Here is a 21,363-nt window from a genome sequence, read left to right as displayed (position 1 = left end):
TTAATGAAAGCAATTGAAATAGGTGGCGCCTTGCCAAGCAAAGCGTTTGAAACCCTACCAAATATTTATTTGGTAGGGCCCATGGGGGCAGGAAAAACAACCGTTGGACGTCATTTAGCAGAACTATTAGGGCGTGAATTTTTAGATAGTGATCATGAAATTGAACGCAAGACAGGGGCAACTATTCCCTGGATTTTTGAAAAAGAGGGAGAAGTCGGCTTCCGTACGCGTGAAACTGTCGTTTTAAATGAGCTTACTTCACGTAAGGCATTAGTGCTTGCCACAGGTGGCGGTGCTATTACTCAGGCGCCTAATCGGGAGTTTTTAAAGCAACGTGGAATCGTTGTTTATCTATATACTCCTGTCGAATTACAACTACAAAGAACCTATCGCGATAAAAATAGACCTTTATTACAAGTTGAAAATCCTGAACAAAAATTGCGGGATTTATTAAAGATCAGAGATCCTCTGTATCGTGAAGTTGCACACTATACGATTGAAACGAATCAAGGTGCTGCACGTGATCTTGCCCAAAAGATTTTGCAACTTATTCTATCGAACAAGTTAAAATAGACGAACTGACTAGTGGTTTTATAAATTCATGCAAACTTTACATGTTGAATTAGGCGAACGCCGTTATCCTATTTTCATTGGTAGCCAACTTGACCCGAAACAATTACTAGAGCCTTACATTCATGGTCAACAGGTCATGATTGTGAGTAATGTTACGGTTGCACCTTTATATTTAAGCCACTATCAGGAAGCTTTGAAAAGTCTAGGTAAAACGGTTGCGACCTGTATTTTACCTGATGGCGAAAAGTATAAAGATATTCAGCATTTAAACTTAATTTTTGATGCATTGCTTGAAGCTGGTTTTAACCGTGATTGTACGGTTTTAGCTTTAGGTGGTGGTGTCATTGGTGATATGGCTGGTTTTGCTTCTGCTTGTTTCCAACGTGGCGTTTACTTTGTACAGGTTCCTACGACCTTACTTTCACAAGTAGATTCAAGTGTTGGTGGAAAAACAGGAATTAATCATCCGCTTGGCAAGAATATGTTAGGTGCTTTTCAGCAACCACAAGTTGTTTTAGCTGACATGGCACAATTGAATACATTGCCAGAACGTGAGCTTTCGGCAGGTTTAGCCGAAGTAATTAAATATGCACTTTTGGGTGATGAAGATTTCCTGGTTTGGCTTGAAGAAAATATGGATGGCCTGGTTGCAAGAGATGCTGACCTTTTAGCAGAGGCTGTTTATCGTTCATGTGCTCACAAAGCCCGCATTGTTGCCAACGATGAGAAAGAGCAAGGGGAACGTGCTTTACTTAACTTAGGCCATACTTTTGGCCATGCGATTGAGTCGTATCTAGGTTATGGGACTTGGTTGCATGGTGAAGCTGTCGCAACTGGAATGGTTATGGCGGCAGATTTATCACAACGTTTGGGCTGGATCTCAAATGAAGATGTGGCACGTACAAAAAAAATCATTCAACGTGCGAATTTGCCGATATCATGTCCACAAATTCCATTGGATGATTTCCTTGGATATATGGCTCATGACAAAAAAGTTCTTAATGGGCAATTACGTTTGGTGTTGTTAAAACAACTCGGACAAGCTGTAATTACCAAAGACTTTGATGTTGAACTTATGAAACAAGCTATTTTGGCGAATCAACACGGATAACAAATAAGGTAAAGCATGACTGTATCACGTACACTTTGGCAGAATGTTCAACAATATATCTGGTTGGTTGGTGGTATTGTCTGCTTATTCCTTGCTTTTATTTTTTGGGTCATAACTGATAATAAAAAACTGGTTGAGGTTGAAAAGTCAGCTGATTCCGATGCACCTGTACAAATTCAGCCAGAGAAAGTTGCAACCACTCCTAACTTAGGTGCTTTAGCTGACGAGGTTCGTCCACTGGATTTAACAACGCGAACTGTGGCGTCAGGTGAACATGAGCCTGAGTTTCGTGGCACAAAATTTATTAATGAAAATAAAAAACAATGGACGCTTGAGTTATTCAGAGCTTCTGATGAAGACATCATTAAAAACTTTTTAAAAAGTCGTACTGATCGTAATAAGTTTATTTATTTCCGCTTAAGCGGAGAACAACAAGCAGAACAATATGTGTTGGCTTACGGAACATTCAAACGTTCAGAAGATGCGGTTCAGCAATTAACACAGATTAATTTGCAGTTACCTGATTCGGTTAAACCTCAGCCACAGCAGTTCTCAAGTTATGCCCCACTGGTAAATGATTTGGGGGCAGATGAGATGAAAGGTGGCAATAATCAGTTATATGAAGTTAGATTGCGTCCAGCGGCTTTGCCTAGAATTGATGAATCTTTATTAATGTCAGCTCCAGCGAGTGGTACCCTAAACACTCAGCCAAAACCTGCTAATACTAACTCAGCTACAAAAACTACTATTGTGCGTCGTGATGCGGCAGGGAATGTGGTTGATGTACAGCAATCGAATTCTAATATTGATCAGCCAAATAAACCTGCACAGACACGGGTTAGTGAGAATCAACCCAAAAATGCTACAAATGAGGGCACAAGAGGGAACTAAATCACCTTAAGTCGTGCTCTAAAATAGTGCAAATATAAGGTGTATTAATATTTTTTGACCAGATGTGGTGCATATTTAGTCATTTTTTAACATGATAACGTGAATAAAATAATTATATTTATAATAAATATAAAGATTTAGGCCTATTTTTCTATTTTGGCACACTTTTTGCTTTATTGTTGTGCTTATTAATGTGCTGCAAACTATTTTAGCCTCTAAGAAGTGAATTCTATGCAGAGTCGTGGGGTCGAACTGCTTTAAAAGAGTGCGAAATAAGTCAAAACATTTTTCTAGCAAAAACCAGTGTACGTAAAAATGGAACAGCGTATATTGGCTTATCCGCCCAAAATTTTTTTTTGCGAAACATTGAGCTAACTATCGTCCATAGGCACTATCGCAAAAAGAAGTTGTTTGTTTGACGCTCGAAAGAGCCTTATTGAAAGAAGGGTACGCTATGCACATGCCATCGCCTAATACTGTAGCTCCCGCTCAAGGTTTATATCAGCCTGATGAGTTTAAGGATAACTGTGGTTTTGGACTGATTGCCCATATGAAGGGTGAATCAAGTCATCATCTAGTAGAAACCGCGATTCACAGTTTAAGTTGCATGACGCACCGTGGTGGTATTGCCGCAGATGGCAAGACGGGAGATGGTTGCGGCTTATTATTGGCGATGCCAAAGCAATTTTTCCGTGATGAAGCAAAAAAACTGAGTGATATTACACTGAGTGAAATTTTTGCTGTGGGTACGGTATTTTTAAATATTGATCCAGCATTAGCACAGCACTCTAAAAATATTTTAACGAAAGAAATTGAGTCAGAAGGTTTACGTGTACTTGCTTGGCGTATCGTTCCAACAAACAACGATGCATTGGGTGAAATCGCGCTTCAATCTTTACCTGCTTTTGAGCAAGTCATTGTGAACTGTCCAATGGGCGTAACTGAGGTTGAATTTAACCGTAAGTTATTCTTGGCGCGTCGCCGTGCGGAACAACAACTCCAAAATGATCCGTTATTTTACGTGACTACGCTTTGCTCGACAGTTATTAGCTATAAAGGCTTAATGATGCCTGCGGCGATTGCCGAGTTTTATACAGACTTGGCAGATGAGCGTTTAAAATCACATATCGTGGTATTCCACCAACGTTTCTCTACAAATACATTACCGCGTTGGCCATTAGCTCAGCCATTCCGTTATCTTGCGCATAATGGTGAAATCAACACAATTACAGCAAACCGTAACTGGGCATTAGCGCGTACTCCTAAATTTGAAAACCCATTATTGCCAGGTCTTACTGAGCTTAACCCGATTGTAAACCGTACAGGTTCGGACTCTTCAAGTTTAGATAATATGCTTGAGATTCTGGTGGGCGGTGGTATGGATTTATTCCGTGCTTTACGTATGCTCGTGCCACCAGCTTGGCAGAACGTTGAAACTTTAGATGCAGACTTGCGTGCATTCTATGAGTTCAACTCAAAACATATGGAAGCTTGGGATGGTCCGGCAGGCCTCGTTATTCAAGATGGTCGTCATGCGATTTGTATGCTTGACCGTAATGGTTTACGTCCTGCGCGTTGGGTTATTACCAAAAATGATTACATTACCTTGGCATCTGAAATTGGTGTTTGGGGCTATGAGCCAGAAGATGTAGTATCAAAAGGTCGTGTAGGTCCTGGTCAAATCTTGGTTGTAGACACCCTTACAGGTAAAGTGCTTGATACTAAAGACGTTAGCAATCACTTGAAAAACATGCGTCCGTACCGTGAGTGGTTACGTGACCATGCAATTCGCTTAAATGCAAACCCGGAACTTGAAGAACAACTTGTTGATAAAGGTTTAACTGGCGATGCATTAAAAGCGGCTCAAAAAATGTTTATGGTGACATTTGAAGAGCGCGATCAGTTGTTACGTCCAATCGCTGAGAGCGGTCAGGAAGCTGTTGGTTCTATGGGTGACGATACACCAATGGCTGTATTGTCTCGTCAAGTACGTCATGTGACCGATTACTTCCGTCAACAGTTTGCACAGGTGACAAACCCACCAATTGACCCATTACGTGAGTCAATTGTTATGTCACTTGAAACCTGTTTGGGTCGTGAGCAGAACGTATTCGAACAAGGCCCTGAACATGCTGATCGTATCATCATCTCTAGCCCGGTTTTATCAAATTCAAAAATGCAGCAAATTCGTAGCATTGAACGTGCGGGTTATGAGGCGGTTGATATTGATCTGAACTATGCTGAAACCGAAGGTTTACAAGCTGCGATTACTCGTATTTGTGAAGAATCTGCACAAGCTGTTCGTGATGGTAAGACCTTAATTGTTTTAACTGATAAAAACATTCGTCAAGGTTATTTACCTGCAAATGCTGCGCTTGCAACAGGTGCGGTACACCATCACCTCATAAAAACTGGTTTGCGTACTGATGCAAACATTATGGTTGAAACCGGTTTTGCACGTGATCCACATCAATTTGCGGTGTTACTCGGTTTTGGTGCTACTGCCATTTACCCATACCTTGCATATGATGTAATCAATGATTTGATTGCTAAAGGTGAGCTTTTAGGTGATCCAATCCATGCACAGGCAAACTTCCGTAAAGGTATCGAGAAAGGCTTATTAAAAGTTCTTTCAAAGATGGGTATCTCGACAGTAGCTTCTTACCGTGGTGGTCAGTTATTTGAAGCAGTTGGTTTATCTTCTGAAGTTGTAGATCAATGTTTCTTAGGTGTTCCTAGTCGTATCCAAGGTGCAACATTTGTTGATCTTGAAAATGACCAGAAAAAGTTAGCGGCTACAGCTTGGTCTAACCGTAAACCAATTGATCAAGGTGGTTTGCTGAAATTCGTATTTGGTAAAGAATATCATGCGTTTAACCCAGACGTGATTAACTCGCTACATAAGGCAGTTCGTTCTGGCAAATACGAAGACTTTAAAGAATATGCCGAGTTAGTGAATAACCGTCCGATCGCGACTATTCGTGACTTATTTAAGTTAAAAACAACCAATCCAATTCCGGTTGAGCAAGTTGAATCGGTTGAAGCTATCTTGCCTCGTTTCGACTCGGCAGGGATGTCATTAGGCGCGCTTTCTCCAGAAGCCCATGAAGCAATTGCAATTGCCATGAATACCATTGGTGGTCGTTCAAACTCTGGTGAGGGTGGTGAAGATCCTGCGCGTTACGGCACAATTCGTAACTCCAAAATTAAGCAAATTGCATCTGGGCGTTTTGGTGTAACACCTGCATATTTAACTTCTGCTGAAGTCTTGCAAATTAAAGTTGCTCAAGGTGCAAAACCGGGTGAAGGTGGTCAGTTGCCAGGTGGTAAAGTGAATGGCTTGATTGCACGTTTACGTTACTCTGTTCCGGGTGTGACACTTATTTCACCTCCGCCGCATCATGACATTTACTCAATTGAAGATTTGTCGCAACTGATTTTTGACTTGAAACAAGTTAACCCGAAAGCCATGGTATCTGTGAAGTTAGTATCTGAGCCGGGTGTAGGTACAATTGCTGCAGGTGTTGCTAAAGCATATGCAGACTTTATTACCATTTCAGGTTATGACGGTGGTACTGCTGCGTCTCCGCTTTCATCAATTCACCATGCAGGTTCGCCATGGGAGCTTGGCTTGAGTGAAGCGCATCAGGCACTTCGTGTAAATGACTTGCGTGGCAAAGTACGTGTACAAACTGACGGTGGTTTAAAGACTGGTCTTGATGTTATTAAGGCGGCTATTTTAGGTGCTGAAAGTTTCGGTTTTGGTTCTACACCAATGATCGCATTAGGTTGTAAATACCTACGTATTTGCCACTTAAACAACTGTGCGACCGGTGTTGCGACTCAACAAGATCATTTACGTCAAGAGCACTATATTGGCGAACCACAAATGCTCATTAATTTCTTCCACTTTATTGCAGAAGAAACGCGTGAATGGTTGGCAGCTCTTGGTGTAGCTTCACTTAAAGACTTGATTGGCCGTGTAGATTTACTTGAAGTCTTACCGGGTGAAACAGAGAAACATGCTCATCTTGATTTAAGTGCATTATTAACTTCTCATCCTGCTGCTGAAGGTAAAGCACAGTATTGTGAAGTAGAAGGTAATGCACCGTTTGACAAGGGCGTATTGGCTGAAAGAATGGTCGAAGAAATGCTTCCTGCAATCGAGTCAAGCGCTGGTGGTCAATTCAATTTTAATGTCGTGAACTGTGACCGTTCAATTGGTGCACGTGTATCGGGTGAGATTGCTCGTCGCTATGGCAACTTGGGTATGGAAGCACATCCGGTTGTAATGAACCTAACAGGTACTGCTGGTCAGTCACTTGGTGTTTGGAATGCTGGTGGTTTGCACATCCGTCTTGAAGGTGATGCAAATGACTATGTAGGTAAAGGTATGGCTGGTGGTCGTATTTCGATCTTCCCACCAAAAGGTTCACCTTTCCAGACACAAAATACAGCAATTATTGGTAATACTTGTTTGTATGGTGCAACTGGCGGTAAGTTATTTGCTGCAGGTACAGCAGGTGAGCGTTTCGCGGTTCGTAACTCTGGTGCGTTTGCTGTTATTGAAGGTGCAGGTGATCACTGCTGTGAATATATGACTGGTGGTGTTGTGACTGTGCTTGGAAAAGTGGGTCATAACTTCGGTGCAGGTATGACAGGCGGTTTTGCTTACGTGCTTGACCTCGATAATGACTTTGTAGATTACTACAACCACGAGTTAATTGACTTAACCCGTATTTCAACAGAATCTATGGAAGATCATAAAGAGTTCTTGTTGCGTATTATTGACGAGCACATCAAGGAAACAGGTAGTGCTTGGGCTTACAAAATCCGCAATGAGTTTGACTTCTACAGCCGTAAATTCTGGCTTGTGAAACCAAAAGCTGCTAACTTGCAATCGCTTTTGAAAACTACACAAGCTGACCCACAATAATTCCACGACTGCAAAGACATAGGCAGGTGCGGGCAACAAGGAAATCCGCGCCTACCCACGGAGAGAGACATGGCAGAACGCCTAAATAATGACTTTCAATTTCTGGATGTACCACGTCAAGATCCAGAGAAAAAAGATATTACTGTCCGCAAAGCAGAGTTTGTGGAAATTTATAAACCTTTTACTTCGGAAACTGTAACCAATCAGACGCACCGTTGTTTAGGTTGTGGTAACCCATATTGCGAATGGAAATGTCCTGTACATAACTACATTCCAAATTGGCTAAAACTCATTGCTGAAGGCCAAATTTTCCAGGCTGCTGAGCTTTGCCATCAAACAAATACTTTACCTGAGGTATGTGGTCGTGTATGTCCGCAGGACCGTTTGTGTGAAGGTGCTTGTACCTTAAATGATGGCTTTGGTGCAGTAACTATTGGTAATGCTGAAAAATATATCAATGACACGGCTTTTGCTTTGGGGTGGCGCCCAGATATGTCACATGTGAAGTGGACAGGTAAAAAAGTTGCAATCATTGGTGCAGGTCCAGCAGGCCTAGGCTGTGCCGACATTTTAGCTCGTGGTGGTGTTAAACCGGTGGTATTTGACAAGCGTCCTGAGATTGGTGGCTTACTAACATTTGGTATTCCAGAATTCAAGATGGAAAAAGATGTGATGAAGCGCCGCCGTGAAATTTTCACTGGCATGGGCATTGAATTCCGCTTAAATACTGAAATTGGTAAAGACGTCACGATTGATGAATTACTTGCTGAATATGATGCAGTATTCATGGGAATGGGTACTTATACCTACATGAAAGGTGGTTTCCCTGGTGAAGATCTTGACGGTGTTTATGATGCGCTTGATTTCTTAATCTCTAACGTGAACCGTTGTCAGGGATGGGAAAAGGACCCAAGCGAATACATTAGCATGGATGGTAAGAAAGTTATTGTTCTTGGTGGTGGTGATACCGCAATGGACTGTAACCGTACTTCATTACGTCAAGGTGCCCACGACGTAACATGTGCATACCGCCGTGATGAAAGTAATATGCCGGGTTCTGCACGTGAAGTAAAAAATGCGTATGAAGAAGGCGTAAAGTTCTTGTTTAACCGTCAACCAATCGAGATTGTTGGTGAGAATGGCAAAGTGACAGGCGTAAAAGTGGTAACGACGCAGATGGGTGAACCAGATAGTCGTGGCCGCCGTAGCCCTGAGCCAATTCCGGGTTCGGAAGAAATTTTACCGGCAGATGCAGTTTTACTTGCGTTCGGTTTCCGTCCAAGTCCAGCAGACTGGTTTGGTAATGTGAATATTAATCTTGATGGTTCAGGTCGTGTTGTTGCACCTGAACAGCAAGAATTTAAATTCCAGACTTCAAACCCAAAAATCTTTGCTGGTGGAGATATGGTACGTGGTTCAGACCTTGTGGTTACAGCTATCTGGGAAGGTCGCCAAGCTGCTGAAGGTATTTTAGATTACCTTGGTGTTTAATCTAAAAAATCATTATTAAAGTTTTTGATAAAGCCTGCGATATGCAGGCTTTATTTTTTTTACCATTAATCAGTTTGATGTTTTTGGCAAATACAATAAGCTTTTTTGCCCTGTTTAGCCCCTTAGTCGCAAGAGATACTCAAAACTTCCTTCTTCAATACAATAGGTGTTGAATATGAACATCGCAGGCATGACGGCAGAAAAATCATATTTAAATCGTCGAAAAGCGTTGGGTATTACAGTGCGTCGCCTTGAGTTTAATCCTCAAGCTATCAAACGCTATTATTTTGCAAATTCGCCTTTAATGTCCCATTTTTTAACTGCACTCTCTTCAACATTTCCCGTAGGAGAACAGTTTTTTGTAAATAGCGTGCGTAATGTACGTGACAAAGTTTCCGACCCTCAACTACAGGCTCAGATTGCGGCATTTATTGGGCAAGAAGCAATGCATTCGAAAGCACATGGAGAGTTCAATGAGGCTTGGCGTCGTGATGACTATAATCTGGATCGCTTTCAAAACTGGTTGAATGAGCGTGACAAATATTTAAGAACAATTCCACCTAAGCTACAGCTGGCACTGACATGTGCATTTGAGCATTTTACGGCTTTGCTTGGAGGATATATTTTACAGCATCCTGAATTATTAAAAACTTTGGATCAAGATGCGTTAAAGCTTTGGGTCTGGCACGCTATTGAGGAAATTGAACATCGTTCAGTTGCATTTGATGTCTATCAACATGTCTATGGCGATGACCGTATTCGCAGATTATTAATGCGTAGTGTCACTACAGGATTTGCGAGTCTTGCTTTCTATGGTACGACGCGATTATTTTGGCAAGATAAATGGAAAAGCTTGCCTAAAATGGGAGGAAATATTTTTGGTGTGTATTTGCTTGTTAAAATGCTTATACAGCTAACTCCTGAATATTTTGCTTATTACAAAAAGGACTTCCACCCGAGTCAAAAAGATTATGGTCATATGGTCGATTATTGGAAAAGTTATTTGGCTGATGAATATCAAATGACAAGTTTCCAAGAGGAAAAAAATCCAAGACCAAGCTAATAAAAAACCGGATTTAAAAATCCGGTTTTTTTAAATCTATAAAATAAAAGCAACACAATAATGCCAAAATCGTCATACAATCGGGAAAAGTGGTTAAAAATATAAAGAAAAACTTGAGGATAATGTGACGATGAAAACGTTTAAACAACTTGCTATCGCGACAACACTTGCCAGTACCCTACTATTTTCAGGCTGTGGCTATAATACCTTACAGGTTAAAGATGAAGCTGTAACAGCGGCTTGGTCTGAAGTACAAAACCAATATCAACGTCGTGCCGATCTAGTTCCAAATTTGGTAAATGTTGTAAAAGGTTATGCTAAACATGAAGAACAGGTTTTAACAGAAGTCACTCAAGCACGTGCCAATGTTGCAGGCTTGAAGGTTGATAAAGAAGTATTAGAAGACCCAGCATTACTTGAAAAATATCAACAGGCACAAAGCCAGTTAACTGGGGCATTATCTCGACTTATTGCCGTTTCAGAAAATTACCCAGATTTAAAAGCCAATACCCAATTCCAAGAATTGCAAGTTCAGCTTGAGGGAACAGAAAACCGAATTGCTGTTGCCCGTAATCGTTATATTACAACTGTTCAGGACTATAACGCTTATGTTCGTCAATTCCCACAAGCAGTAACAGCAAAAGTGATTGGCATGCATCCTAAAGCCAATTTCTCTGCAGAAGCATCTGCTCAGCAGGCTCCAAAAGTTTCTTTTGATTAATTTTATAAATCAAAGGAGTGCCGTATGAGAAATACTCTATTGCTTCAATCAAAGCAAATTAAGGTCTTTATTTCGACCTTAATTTTGCTCTGTTGTGGTGTTCTTTTCCAGAATACGGCATGGAGTGAAAGTAATATTGCAACTGCTACTGATGAGGCTGATGCAGTAGTTGCTGGCAAAATTATACAAAAGCAACAAGCTCAAGCTGCTGCATCTAAACTAGAGGGGCAAGCTGCTTCAGGTCCTGCTCCTCAAGTTCAAGTTGCTAACGATATGGCTGATGGTGAATCAATACGTGGTTTACCAACTTTGAACCAGCCGGTAATTGATCAAGCTAACATTTTAAGTGAGGCTGAGAAGCAACAGCTCGATCAAAAAATTCTAAGTTTGTATCAACAAGGCAAAGCGCAGATTGGTATTGTGATTGTTCCTACCACTGGCCAAGAAGATATCTTTGATTATGCATTGCGCGTTGGTGAAAAGTGGCAATTGGGATCATCTAAACGTGATAATGGATTACTCATTGCAGTCGCTGTAAATGATCGCCGTATGCAAATTTTAACCGGTTATGGCTTAGAAGGTGTGTTGCCGGATATTGTGGCAAGTCGGATTATTCGAAACCAAATTACACCTTATTTTAAACAAGCCCAATATGCACAAGGTTTGAGTGCAGGTATCGATGAAATCGGAAGAATTTTAAATCTTGACCCAGAAGTAGCACAGCAAGCTGCTCAAGATTTAAAAGAACGCCAACATCAAGCTGCTGAAGAACAACAAGCCAAACAGACAACACTGACAATGGCTTTATTTATTCTGGTTGCTGGAATTGTGGGTTCATTTATTGTTGGACGACCACTTAGCGCGTCAACAGCTGGCGTTGCGGCAGCGGTAGCTGGTTTTGTAAATGGTGCTGGCGTAGTAATGAGTTTACTACTAGGTTTTGGTATTTTCTTTTTACTCATAACTTCAATTGCCCAACTGATTTTACAGGCTATTCTGAGTGGAGCTGGTGGCGGTGGGCGCGGAGGAGGCTTTGGCGGTGGTGGCGGAGGCTATGGCGGCGGCGGTGGACGTTTTGGCGGTGGAGGTGCTTCAGGCTCATGGTAACAACATCAGAAACAACCCAAATTATTACTCAGCCAAAAATTGAGGAATCTGTAGAGCCAAGTTTAAAACGTTGGTTTAAGCATTTTTGTTATTTACCAGCAAGTAGCAGATATTTCTCCAAACAAGACAAACAAGTTATTGCTGAGGCTGTACAGCAAGCAGAGCATGGACATGTTGGCGAAATACAGGTTGTCATAGAAGGCCATATCCCATGTTCACAAGCGTATAGACAAAATACACGTTTAAGAGCCCAGCAATTATTTGCAGAACTGGGTGTATGGGATACAGAGCTCAATAGTGGTGTATTGCTCTATTTAAATCTGTGTGAACGCACAGTAGAAATCATCTTTGATCGTGGGATTAGGAATGCAACTACTGAACAAATATGGCAGCAGATTTGTAAGTCGATTGTAGAGCAGCTTCAACAAAAACAATATCAGAAAGCGGTAGTTACAGGAGTTCAGCAAATTGGAGAAGTGATGGCGCGCTTTTACGATGAAAACATGCCAGATCAATTAAATGAATTAGGTAACGCACCTATCATTATTAATTAAATGATTGACTCAAAAATTTAACTGTTTTTTTTAAATTTTTGCTCAATAAGGTGACTGACAAAAAATGTCACCTATTTGATTATTTTTATAGAGATTTTTATCACATTCGATATTAAAAAAATGAAATAGGCAATAAATTAACTTTTATCGGTGATTCAGTTCTACTAAATTCCTAGTGACAATTTTTGTCAGTTAATTACAGCTTAAGCTACTAAAATAAGGCTTTATAAATTATAAGTTTATGTTTTTTAACAATAATAAAAGTTGGCATGGTTGCTGCAATATATTTGATAGCTGAAAAGCTTATATAAAAACATACATACAATCTTTGGGGAAAAGGCTATGAATGCACAAAAAGGTTTTACATTAATCGAACTTATGATCGTGGTTGCCATTATCGGTATTTTGGCGGCAATTGCGATTCCTGCGTATCAAAACTATATTGCTAAGTCACAAGCATCTGAGGCATTTACTCTAGCAGATGGATTGAAAACAACAATTAATACTAATTTACAGGCTGGGACATGTTTTGCTGGCGGCGCTACTGCAGCAACGGCCGCTGATCAAGTAGCTGGAAAATATGGTGATGCTGAGATTGGCGGAACTGCACCAAATTGTACGATCACCTATACATTCAAATCATCGGGTGTATCAACTAAACTTACTTCTAAACAGATTGTAATGAATGTAAGCGAAACAGGTATTTTAACAAAGAATAGCAGTACTAATGCTCCAGCTGAGTTACTTCCACAATCTTTTACAGCTTCATAAGTTGATATAAAAAAGAGAGGTTTCGGCCTCTCTTTTTTTATTGAAGAAAATAAATATGTTAAAAAAAATTATTCTATTTCTATTAGTCGCAATTTATCTTATTACAGCTATATTAGGGTATCAAACTGGCTGGTCTATTTTTCAATATGATGAACTTCGTTTATTGCAGTTTCCTTTAGCGCTATATGCTTTATTAATATTAATCTTCGCAAAAAAACTAAAATTTTCAATTTATAGTCAAATTACTTTTTTTATTATTGCTGGGCTCATATTAACTCAACAAATAAATTGGGAAATTTTTGAGTTTCAAGAGCTTTGGTCTGTGATAGCATTACTTTTTATATTTTCTGCCTTAACATATGAGTTAAGGAATATAAAAAATATAGAGCATGGTATTGCACTAATTGTAGTTACAGCGATTATTCCATGTTTGTTTATTTTGATTTCTATTTTTAATTTTATTATCCATCAACAATGGTTTGATTGGCAGTTTAACTCTGGCACGATTCGGATTTATGATAGTGTTATTGTTCCCTTGTTTTTCTTCCTGATTTATCTAAAAAATAAGAAATATCCTTATATCTCTTATTCTTACCCTATAGCAATTTTCTTTTTTGCTTTAGCATGGTTTTTTGATGGAGCTAGGTCCGCTTTACTTGCGGTAATGACAGGATTACTAGTTCTCTTTATATACTCTAAAGAAAATCGAAAGCTTATTTTGCAAAGCTGTATTTATATTTTTTTAGCTTTTTTTGTTTATAAAATTACTATTTTTTTAGCTGAAAAAAGTACAATGACTGTAATACGAGCGGGGACATCGCTGCGCGCAGAAATGTGGAAGTTTGTATTTGAACAATGGAAACAGCACCCATTTACTGGGGTTGGTGGTGGCTATTTGTCTAAGATCCAGTATGCGTATGGACGTCATATACATAATCTATATTTAAGACTTATTTTTGAATGGGGCATTATAGGTCTCATATTCTGTATATGGATGTTGACCCAGTTAATTGGCTTATTTAAAGATAAAACTGTTTCACTAATTTTGAAAGTTGGTGTGATCGCCGTTTTAGTTGATGCAATGTTCTCAGGTAGTATGGTGTACCCAGCGTCACAAATTGCCTGTGTATTATTTATAGCTTTTACTTTTTCTCATAGAGAGTTAACTTCTAGTTCCCAATATTCTTTTAGATCGACAAAAATACTGATTGCTTTATGGGGAGTTTTATTCTTATACATCACAATAATGTATTTAGGACAAGATTTAAATTGTTGGAATTGTGGAAGCTATGGAGGACGAATGGCTCCAAACTTTTGGTTTTATGGTGGTGCGGAGCACTTAGTACCAACCTCAAAAATTCCTTAACTTTTGAAGTAAACTTTATCAAGTCCTTTTCATATAGACTCATACATTTTTCTTTAGGGTTCCATGTATAATTTCACCCATTTCTAATAGTCTCAAACCTATCACTATGCAAGTATTCTTTCTGTTCCTCGCAGCAATTTTGTTGGGTTTTGCGTGGTTATCACCATTTCACTATAACCCTTGGGTAATGTTTTCTAGTGAAATGAGTACTTTTGCGGCAGGTTTAAGTGTCTTAGCTGCACTTTTTTATCAAAATATTAAAATTCCGCGTGCACAATTATTGCTATTGCCATTTATTTTAATTCCAGTGGTGCAGTGGGCTTTTGGTCTAGTTTTTGATTTTAGTACAGCTTTGTTAAGTTCACTTTACTTATTAGGCTTCTGGTTTATGGTTGTGGCGGGTTATAACTTGTCACTAGATCAACAAAAGCGAGATCAAATTTTTACAGGCTTTAGTTTATTACTGATTATTGTATCAATTGCGACCAGCTTTATTGCGATATGCCAATGGTTAAATATTGAGTCTCATTTTGTGCATATGTTGCATTTAATTGGTAACCGTCCTTACGGCAACTTTGGTCAACCTAACAATATGGCAACCTTTCTGATTATGGGGCTATTAGGTTGTCTATTTTTATATGAAAAGAATAAAGCAACAGTTTGGTTACTTTTCCCTTCAGCACTCCTTATCTTGTTTACAATCACTTTAAGCCAATCAAGAACGTCTTGGGTCGTTTTTCCATTTTTACTTATCTATTGGATAGTTAAACTATTTGGAAAACAAAAAAGATTTGGTTTTATGCAAGGGTTCTTGTGGTGCGCTGGTTTTTTTGTAATAGCTGGCGTGATTCTGCCATTTGCTACTAGTTTAATTGAAGCATGGTCAAGCGCTGAAGTAACCCAAGCAAGTAGTTTAGTTGAAAGAGCAAGTTCTGGATATTTACGTTTTAATATCTGGACCCAAATGCTACTTGCTGTACAGCAGCATCCTTGGTTGGGGTATGGTTGGCACCAAACCAGTGTGGCGCAAATGTCAGCTTATGCTCTTTTTCCAACAACTGAGTGGACGACCAGTGCCCATAATATTTTATTAGATCTCATCATCTGGAACGGTATCCCAATAGGTATAGTCATTATTGCTTACTTTGCATGTTGGTTCGTTTGGCTAAATCAGCAGGCTAAAGAAACTATCTCAATTATTGCAATTATGATGGTGTGTACCGTACTCATTCATGCCATGTTAGAGTTTCCTCAACGCTACGCTTACTTCTTACTTACTTGTGGTTTCTTATTAGGCATAATTCAGGCACAGACACCTGTACTCAAAGGTATTGTACTCAACAAGCAGGTTCTTCGATTAATTTGGGGAATAAGTGTAATACTTCTGGTAGCAATTTGGCGTGACTATAATGTCTATGTCACAAATAGTAATTTGCTGTTTAAGAATAAACAGCCAAATGCTGAGATTTTAGGAAGTAATCAGATTTTTATTTTAACGCAGTTTGAGCAGCGTCTAAAATGGATTGAGATGAAGCCTGAAACTACTTTATCTGATGCTGATTTAGCAGTATGGGGTAATTTTGTGAAGAATAAAGCGACGCCTTATAACTTGCGTAAATATGCCCAGCTACTTGCCTATAATGGAAAAGTAGAACAGGCCGAGCAGCAAATATTTATTTTGCAGCATCTTTATCGACAGCAAATAACTTTGGCAGAGTTGTTAAAAAATAAATAAAAAAAATCCCCTTGAGTACAAGGGGATTTTTTTTATGAGGAATTACATTTGGCTTTGGATATAATTTTCGATACCAACACTGCCAATAAGATCAATTTGAGTATCTAACCAATCCCAATATTCTTCCTCTTTTTCTAAGATTTCTTGTACCAAATCACGCGTTACATAGTCTTGTTCTGTTTCGGCTAAAGCGACCGCTTTCTGAATTGCTTCAATATTTTCTTTTACTTTACGGATGTCGCATTGCAGAACTTCTTCTGTATGTTGACCGATATACAATTTACCTAAGTGTTGAAGATTAGGGAGACCTTCTAAAAATAAGATACGCTCAATAATTTTATCAGCATGCTTCATTTGGCGAATTGATTCTTTATATTCGGCAGAACCGAGTTGTTCAATTCCCCAATCATTAAACATACGAGAGTGTAAAAAGTATTGATTAATTGCAGTTAAATGATGATACAGCACTTGGTTGAGCTGATTAATGAGATCACGATTGCCTTTCATTGTAGCTACTCCAAAACAATTTCTGCCTTAATTCAATTAAGGCAATCTATAAATTCATTTTAGTGAACAATCATGGATATGGCGAGTAATTTATGGAACAGCAAATGAAAATCGCAATCAAAAACAACACGATATTGGTAAATGTGAATTTCCTTCCAAAAAAAACCGCTTCAATGAGGAACATTTAACGTTCCGCAAAAAGCGGTGGAGGAGTCAATAAATTTTTGTTAAATATTAATTTTTATTATGCAGCTACAGAAATGCGAGCAGCAATTTCTGCTAATTCTTCACTAATAATAGCACGTGCTTCTGGTGCACAGCGTCCACAGCAAGTACCAAGATCAAGCAAATCGCGAATTTCACGATAGCTTTCAGCGCCATTTTCAATAGCGTCTTTAATATCCTGATCGGTAATGCCACGACACAAGCAAACGTACATGGGAGTAATCCCCAAATATAAATGCGATAATTGATATTATTGATAATTATTATCGTTTGTCAATGAAATTCATTTAAAATCTCATTTATCGTTATTGGGATTTTGGATAAAAAAATACCACCTAAGCGGAAATCTGAGAGTTACTCAGCTTTTTAAGCTGGGGTGGTATCTAATTTTAGAGCTAAATAATTTCTAGTTAATATTTTATCTTACTGATTAATAATAACAATTCCATCCATTTCAACTAAAGCCCCTTTAGGCAGGCTTGCTACACCAAGTGCAGCACGCGCTGGGTATGGTTGAGCAAAATATTCGCCCATAATTTGGTTAACGAGTTGGAAATTAGATAAATCAGTAAGAAAAATATTGAGCTTTGCAATATCTGCAAGTGTGCCGCCTGCAGCTTCACATACTGCTTTAAGGTTATCAAAAACACGGCGGATTTGAGCTTCAATGCCGTCTACAAGTTCCATACTGTAAGGATCTAAACCAATTTGCCCTGATAGATATAGTGTGTTACCTACTAAAATGGCTTGAGAATATGTGCCGATGGCAGCAGGGGCATTTTCAGTATGAATGACTTGACGGGACATTTGGTTCTCCTTGATTAAATCTTTTTTCATCATAATCGATGATACGTTTTGACAAAAGTATCATCGATTTAATTGATTAAGTACTTCTAGAAGTTAGATTTTAGTAAAGCAGAACAAATTTTAGCTGACTTTGGAAATTTCCATTTGTGGAGCAGGGGCGTCTAGACGCTCAATACGTGGGAAGCCATAGTGCATTCGTAAATCACGAATGACTTTTGCAATATGTTTACGGTTGTTTACTACAATATTGACGAAAGTACGCTGTTCGTTGGAATGTACCATTTCTACCCCAGCATTATTTTTACGACATTGGTAGATGAGGTCTGATACCTGTTCATCATTCATTGCCATATAAATCGCAAGGTAAGCAGTAAAACGTACATCATCTACGTCATCTGCTTTCCATTGAAGCGGCATAATGTTTTCTGGGTGTAAATGTTGTTCATGAAGCAAATTATGACAACGAATACGGTGCACAATTAAACCACGTCGTGTTAAATGGCCTTGAATTGGATCGCCTAAAATAGGATTACAACAGTGGGCATATTTAACATCAATGCCTTCAGTTCCTTGAATTAGTCGATCTGAATTTTCTGCTCGAGGATGCTTGTCATTTGCAAACAAATGGTTAGCTACAAGTTGAGGAAGTAAATCTCCAACAGCAATTTGCTCAAATAATGCATCTTTATTATCAATATGACGCCATTGTAAAAGATCCAACCAATCTGCATCTGAAAGGTCGTTAATAGAACGATTAAAGAGTTTCAAAGCTCGTGAAAGTGCTTGGGCACCAACTAAACGTTGTTCTTCAATATCTTGGTCTTTGAGTACGTGCTGTAAAGCACGGCGAGCTTTTTGAGTGTTAATGAAGCTCAGCCAATCTGGATTTGGCGTTGCTAAAACGTCAGTAATAATCTCAATAACCTGCCCACTAACTAATGGTGTAGAAAGTGGCTTAATTTCACCATCAACTTTCGCACCTACCGCATGGTTGCCTAAGAAAAGACTAGCTGAATAGGCAAAATCAACTACTGTGGCACCTTGTGGTAACTCATGTAACTGGCCGTGTGGTGTGTAAACCCAAATTTTTTCTTGATGCAAATAATCAAGTAAGTCATTAAAAGTCGTTTTAGCACATTCACCATCAATGAGTGTATTTAGGTTCTGCATGGAGGCTTGAATGGCAGAGCGGCAAGTTTGTGGGGCATTTTCGCCGAGTACTACACCGAAACGTGCAGCTTTACGCATCAACTCAGTTTGAATAGTGAGCGATAAGGTAGTTTTTTCACCCTTAAGCTTGATCATTAATGACTGATTGCCACCTGGTAACGGGCGGCGGATATGATCTTGATATTGGATGACCTGAAAATTTTCTTTTAAGGCTGCTACTAAACGATCGCAGTCTGCAATGGATTGCAAAACGATTTCAAAGGCATGGCTATGAGTAAGTTCTTGTAAATCCATTTCATTTTTTACGAAATGGCGTAAGAGCTCAATATTATTATTTTTCTTTTTAATTCGACCTTGAATATGATAATTGTGGAGAAGCTCCGCAAGATTTTGTTCCCAGATACTTTGGTATTTACATCGCTCTGGTTTGGTTTGAAGCAACGCATTTTGAACGTTATCAAACATATCTAAATCGAGATTTTGATAACATAAATTTTCAAGGTTATCGGCCATTTCATTCATGCCGACTAATCTTGCCATCGGTACGAAAATATCAAAGGTTTCTTGAGCAATACGAGCACGCTTATCGGGCCGTAAGGCGCCCAATGTGGTCATATTGTGGTAGCGATCAGCTAGTTTAATAATAATGACGCGTGGATCTTGCAAAGTAGCTTGTAGAATTTTTCTAAAAGAAGCAGCTTTATTATATTCTTTATCGCTCGACTGGCTTAATTTGGTTACGCCATCAACAAGCTCTGCAACTGTTTGCCCAAATCGCTCAATAATATCGTCTTTTGTATATTGAGTGTCTTCAATGACATCATGTAAAAGTGCAGCCATTAATGTTTCAGGATCCAGACGCATATTCGCTAAAATACAGCTAACCGCGATAGGATGCAGAATATAAGGTTCACCACTTTTACGGGTAATACCAGTGTGTGCCAGATCTCCAAAATCGCAGGCAGCAAGCACTTTTTCGACTTCACTTACCGATAAGTAAGGGTCGATAATTAATTTGAGCTGTTGCTTGGCTTGGCTGACCTCTTCGCCTGGCATAGACCACCCTTTTTCTGTTGCTTAAAAAACTAAATCTATCTACTTCTTAATGAAAAGCATATTGCGGAACTTGTCAATTTTTTCGTTTGAAAAAGTGTATTTTTTTTTCAATGAAAATAATTGCTTTTACCAATATGTTTTAAATATGCATAAGCCAAATAAAAAACCATCGCAAAAAAACGATGGTTTTTTATAGAAACAGGAGTAATTAGAAAGAAAAACCTTCTAAATTTAAGCTGTTTGTAGAAAGGGCAAGATCAAGACTAGAAGTTTGGTAATCTTGCTCACGTTGTTTAAGAATTTCTTTCGTTACGTGACCTACAGCGATTTCACGTAAAGCAACAACTGTTGGTTTGTCGTTATCCCATTCTACAGTTGGCTCCATGCCTTGACGTGCCAATTGACGAGCACGTTTACTTGCAACGAGCACAAGCTCAAAACGGTTGTCTACATGATCTAAACAATCTTCAACGGTGACGCGTGCCATAAAAGTTCTCGTTTTGGAATGGTAAATTTGAACAGACTAAATAGTATAAAAGGCTTTCGTTCCAGACTCAAGTTATTCCTGTTTTGGTTGTGGAGTAATCAAGTCTTGAATTAGATTTTGATGTCTTTTTGCCTGTTGAGATAAGACTAAACGATTTGCCGTAATGACGGCTTCAAGCTCATGTAGGGCTTTATTAAAGTCATCATTAATGATGATATAGTCGAAATTTACATAATGCTGCATGTCTTCAACAGCACAGCTTAAGCGGTGTTCAATAACTTCAACAGAGTCTGTACCACGGTTAGATAAACGTTGACGTAAATCGAATTGAGTAGGTGGTAAAATAAAGATCTGTTTAGATTCAGGAAACAGCTTACGTACTTGCTCTGCACCTTGCCAGTCAATTTCAAGCAAGACATCATGTCCTTGAGCTAACTGTTGTTTTACGGTTGCTTGCGAAGTGCCATAGTAGTTACCAAATACTTCAGCATATTCGATAAATCCACCTTGGTTTACTTGGTCTAAAAATTCATCTTTTGTTGTGAAGTGATAGTGAACACCATCTAACTCACCTGGTCGTTGACCTCGGGTAGTATGCGAAACTGAAACATGTAAATTGCTCACACGGTCAAGTAGGGCTTTCACCAAAGATGTTTTGCCCGTTCCTGATGCAGCAGAAACGACAAACAATAGACCCGACATGATATTTTTCCTGATATGATAAAATATCTTCGCTATTGTAGTGTACCGTGCGTTTAAACTGAATAGTTTTAACTGCAAATATTTACGAGA

18 protein-coding genes and 1 pseudogene are annotated in these 21,363 nt (G+C 39.1%); 12 read left to right on the top strand and 7 right to left on the bottom strand.

What is annotated here, in order from left to right; all coding sequences use genetic code 11:
- Window positions 1–3: 3 nt before the first annotated feature.
- The 12 genes from aroK (at window position 4) to GO593_RS04690 (ending at window position 16,319) form a co-directional block, all read left to right on the top strand.
- Entirely contained in the window at window positions 4–573 is a 570-nt protein-coding gene (aroK, locus tag GO593_RS04745; protein ID WP_000643712.1) for a shikimate kinase AroK, read from the top strand.
- 28 nt (window positions 574–601) lie between these two features.
- Window positions 602–1,684 (top strand): 3-dehydroquinate synthase, encoded by a 1,083-nt coding sequence (gene aroB / locus GO593_RS04740; RefSeq protein ID WP_001194003.1) that lies wholly within the window; start codon window positions 602–604, stop codon window positions 1,682–1,684.
- Between the two features lie 15 nt (window positions 1,685–1,699).
- Entirely contained in the window at window positions 1,700–2,575 is an 876-nt protein-coding gene (locus tag GO593_RS04735; protein ID WP_000218797.1) for a hypothetical protein, read from the top strand.
- A 460-nt stretch (window positions 2,576–3,035) separates the two neighbouring features.
- A complete protein-coding gene (gene gltB, locus GO593_RS04730) occupies window positions 3,036–7,511 on the top strand; it encodes a glutamate synthase large subunit (RefSeq protein ID WP_001139944.1) in 4,476 nt (1,491 codons plus the stop codon).
- A gap of 69 nt (window positions 7,512–7,580) precedes the next feature.
- Window positions 7,581–9,002: a glutamate synthase subunit beta gene (locus GO593_RS04725; protein WP_000840831.1), complete on the top strand. Its 1,422-nt coding sequence runs from the start codon at window positions 7,581–7,583 to the stop codon at window positions 9,000–9,002.
- Between the two features lie 175 nt (window positions 9,003–9,177).
- Window positions 9,178–10,065, top strand: coding sequence for a metal-dependent hydrolase (locus GO593_RS04720; RefSeq protein WP_001017317.1), 888 nt, complete (start codon window positions 9,178–9,180; stop codon window positions 10,063–10,065).
- 130 nt (window positions 10,066–10,195) lie between these two features.
- Window positions 10,196–10,786, top strand: coding sequence for a LemA family protein (locus GO593_RS04715; protein ID WP_000846931.1), 591 nt, complete (start codon window positions 10,196–10,198; stop codon window positions 10,784–10,786).
- A 24-nt stretch (window positions 10,787–10,810) separates the two neighbouring features.
- Window positions 10,811–11,893 (top strand): TPM domain-containing protein, encoded by a 1,083-nt coding sequence (locus GO593_RS04710; RefSeq protein WP_001246543.1) that lies wholly within the window; start codon window positions 10,811–10,813, stop codon window positions 11,891–11,893.
- Window positions 11,887–12,447, top strand: coding sequence for a TPM domain-containing protein (locus GO593_RS04705; protein ID WP_000258949.1), 561 nt, complete (start codon window positions 11,887–11,889; stop codon window positions 12,445–12,447). Before GO593_RS04710 ends, GO593_RS04705 begins: the two co-directional genes overlap by 7 nt.
- A 342-nt stretch (window positions 12,448–12,789) precedes the next feature.
- On the top strand, window positions 12,790–13,218 hold the full coding sequence (locus GO593_RS04700) for a pilin (RefSeq protein WP_000993713.1): 429 nt from the start codon (window positions 12,790–12,792) through the stop codon (window positions 13,216–13,218).
- 55 nt (window positions 13,219–13,273) lie between these two features.
- On the top strand, window positions 13,274–14,584 hold the full coding sequence (locus tag GO593_RS04695) for an O-antigen ligase family protein (protein ID WP_000913740.1): 1,311 nt from the start codon (window positions 13,274–13,276) through the stop codon (window positions 14,582–14,584).
- Window positions 14,585–14,690: 106 nt separating this feature from the next.
- The gene (locus GO593_RS04690; protein ID WP_001195770.1) at window positions 14,691–16,319 is read left to right on the top strand and encodes a PglL family O-oligosaccharyltransferase; all 1,629 of its coding nucleotides are present in this window, start codon (window positions 14,691–14,693) and stop codon (window positions 16,317–16,319) included.
- Between the two features lie 42 nt (window positions 16,320–16,361).
- On the opposite strand, the gene bfr is transcribed toward GO593_RS04690, so the two are convergent.
- The 7 genes and pseudogenes from bfr to gmk form a co-directional block, all read right to left on the bottom strand.
- The gene (gene bfr / locus GO593_RS04685; protein WP_000678117.1) at window positions 16,362–16,826 is read right to left on the bottom strand and encodes a heteropolymeric bacterioferritin subunit Bfr; all 465 of its coding nucleotides are present in this window, start codon (window positions 16,824–16,826) and stop codon (window positions 16,362–16,364) included.
- A 244-nt stretch (window positions 16,827–17,070) separates the two neighbouring features.
- Window positions 17,071–17,265 (bottom strand): bacterioferritin-associated ferredoxin, encoded by a 195-nt coding sequence (locus tag GO593_RS04680; RefSeq protein ID WP_000289091.1) that lies wholly within the window; start codon window positions 17,263–17,265, stop codon window positions 17,071–17,073.
- Between the two features lie 209 nt (window positions 17,266–17,474).
- Window positions 17,475–17,858, bottom strand: a complete 384-nt coding sequence (locus GO593_RS04675; RefSeq protein WP_000090000.1) for a RidA family protein — start codon at window positions 17,856–17,858, stop codon at window positions 17,475–17,477.
- Window positions 17,859–17,978: 120 nt separating this feature from the next.
- Complete coding sequence (locus tag GO593_RS04670; protein WP_001117590.1) at window positions 17,979–20,084, bottom strand: RelA/SpoT family protein; 2,106 nt, start codon at window positions 20,082–20,084, stop codon at window positions 17,979–17,981.
- Window positions 20,085–20,123: 39 nt separating this feature from the next.
- A pseudogene (locus tag GO593_RS04665) lies at window positions 20,124–20,254 on the bottom strand (hypothetical protein).
- Between the two features lie 38 nt (window positions 20,255–20,292).
- Window positions 20,293–20,571 carry a DNA-directed RNA polymerase subunit omega gene (rpoZ, locus tag GO593_RS04660; RefSeq protein ID WP_000135049.1) on the bottom strand — a complete coding sequence of 93 codons (279 nt, stop codon included), beginning with the start codon at window positions 20,569–20,571 and terminating at the stop codon, window positions 20,293–20,295.
- 72 nt (window positions 20,572–20,643) lie between these two features.
- Window positions 20,644–21,273, bottom strand: coding sequence for a guanylate kinase (gene gmk, locus GO593_RS04655; RefSeq protein WP_000015937.1), 630 nt, complete (start codon window positions 21,271–21,273; stop codon window positions 20,644–20,646).
- Between the last annotated feature and the right edge of the window lie 90 nt (window positions 21,274–21,363).

It is taken from the genome of Acinetobacter baumannii (genome assembly GCF_009759685.1).
Lineage (GTDB): Bacteria > Pseudomonadota > Gammaproteobacteria > Pseudomonadales > Moraxellaceae > Acinetobacter > Acinetobacter baumannii.
Note: the sequence above shows the minus strand (reverse complement) of the source record. Positions and strands in the feature narration are given on the sequence as shown.

Coding starts and splice junctions, on each gene's coding strand:
- aroK (WP_000643712.1), top strand. CDS start 4: ATGAAAGCAATTGAAATAGGTGGCGCCTTGCCAAGCAAAGCGTTTGAA.
- GO593_RS04680 (WP_000289091.1), bottom strand. CDS start 17,265: ATGTACGTTTGCTTGTGTCGTGGCATTACCGATCAGGATATTAAAGAC.
- GO593_RS04710 (WP_001246543.1), top strand. CDS start 10,811: ATGAGAAATACTCTATTGCTTCAATCAAAGCAAATTAAGGTCTTTATT.
- bfr (WP_000678117.1), bottom strand. CDS start 16,826: ATGAAAGGCAATCGTGATCTCATTAATCAGCTCAACCAAGTGCTGTAT.
- rpoZ (WP_000135049.1), bottom strand. CDS start 20,571: ATGGCACGCGTCACCGTTGAAGATTGTTTAGATCATGTAGACAACCGT.
- GO593_RS04690 (WP_001195770.1), top strand. CDS start 14,691: ATGCAAGTATTCTTTCTGTTCCTCGCAGCAATTTTGTTGGGTTTTGCG.
- GO593_RS04700 (WP_000993713.1), top strand. CDS start 12,790: ATGAATGCACAAAAAGGTTTTACATTAATCGAACTTATGATCGTGGTT.
- GO593_RS04715 (WP_000846931.1), top strand. CDS start 10,196: ATGAAAACGTTTAAACAACTTGCTATCGCGACAACACTTGCCAGTACC.
- GO593_RS04675 (WP_000090000.1), bottom strand. CDS start 17,858: ATGTCCCGTCAAGTCATTCATACTGAAAATGCCCCTGCTGCCATCGGC.
- gmk (WP_000015937.1), bottom strand. CDS start 21,273: ATGTCGGGTCTATTGTTTGTCGTTTCTGCTGCATCAGGAACGGGCAAA.
- aroB (WP_001194003.1), top strand. CDS start 602: ATGCAAACTTTACATGTTGAATTAGGCGAACGCCGTTATCCTATTTTC.
- GO593_RS04670 (WP_001117590.1), bottom strand. CDS start 20,084: ATGCCAGGCGAAGAGGTCAGCCAAGCCAAGCAACAGCTCAAATTAATT.
- GO593_RS04705 (WP_000258949.1), top strand. CDS start 11,887: ATGGTAACAACATCAGAAACAACCCAAATTATTACTCAGCCAAAAATT.
- GO593_RS04735 (WP_000218797.1), top strand. CDS start 1,700: ATGACTGTATCACGTACACTTTGGCAGAATGTTCAACAATATATCTGG.
- GO593_RS04720 (WP_001017317.1), top strand. CDS start 9,178: ATGAACATCGCAGGCATGACGGCAGAAAAATCATATTTAAATCGTCGA.
- gltB (WP_001139944.1), top strand. CDS start 3,036: ATGCCATCGCCTAATACTGTAGCTCCCGCTCAAGGTTTATATCAGCCT.
- GO593_RS04695 (WP_000913740.1), top strand. CDS start 13,274: ATGTTAAAAAAAATTATTCTATTTCTATTAGTCGCAATTTATCTTATT.
- GO593_RS04725 (WP_000840831.1), top strand. CDS start 7,581: ATGGCAGAACGCCTAAATAATGACTTTCAATTTCTGGATGTACCACGT.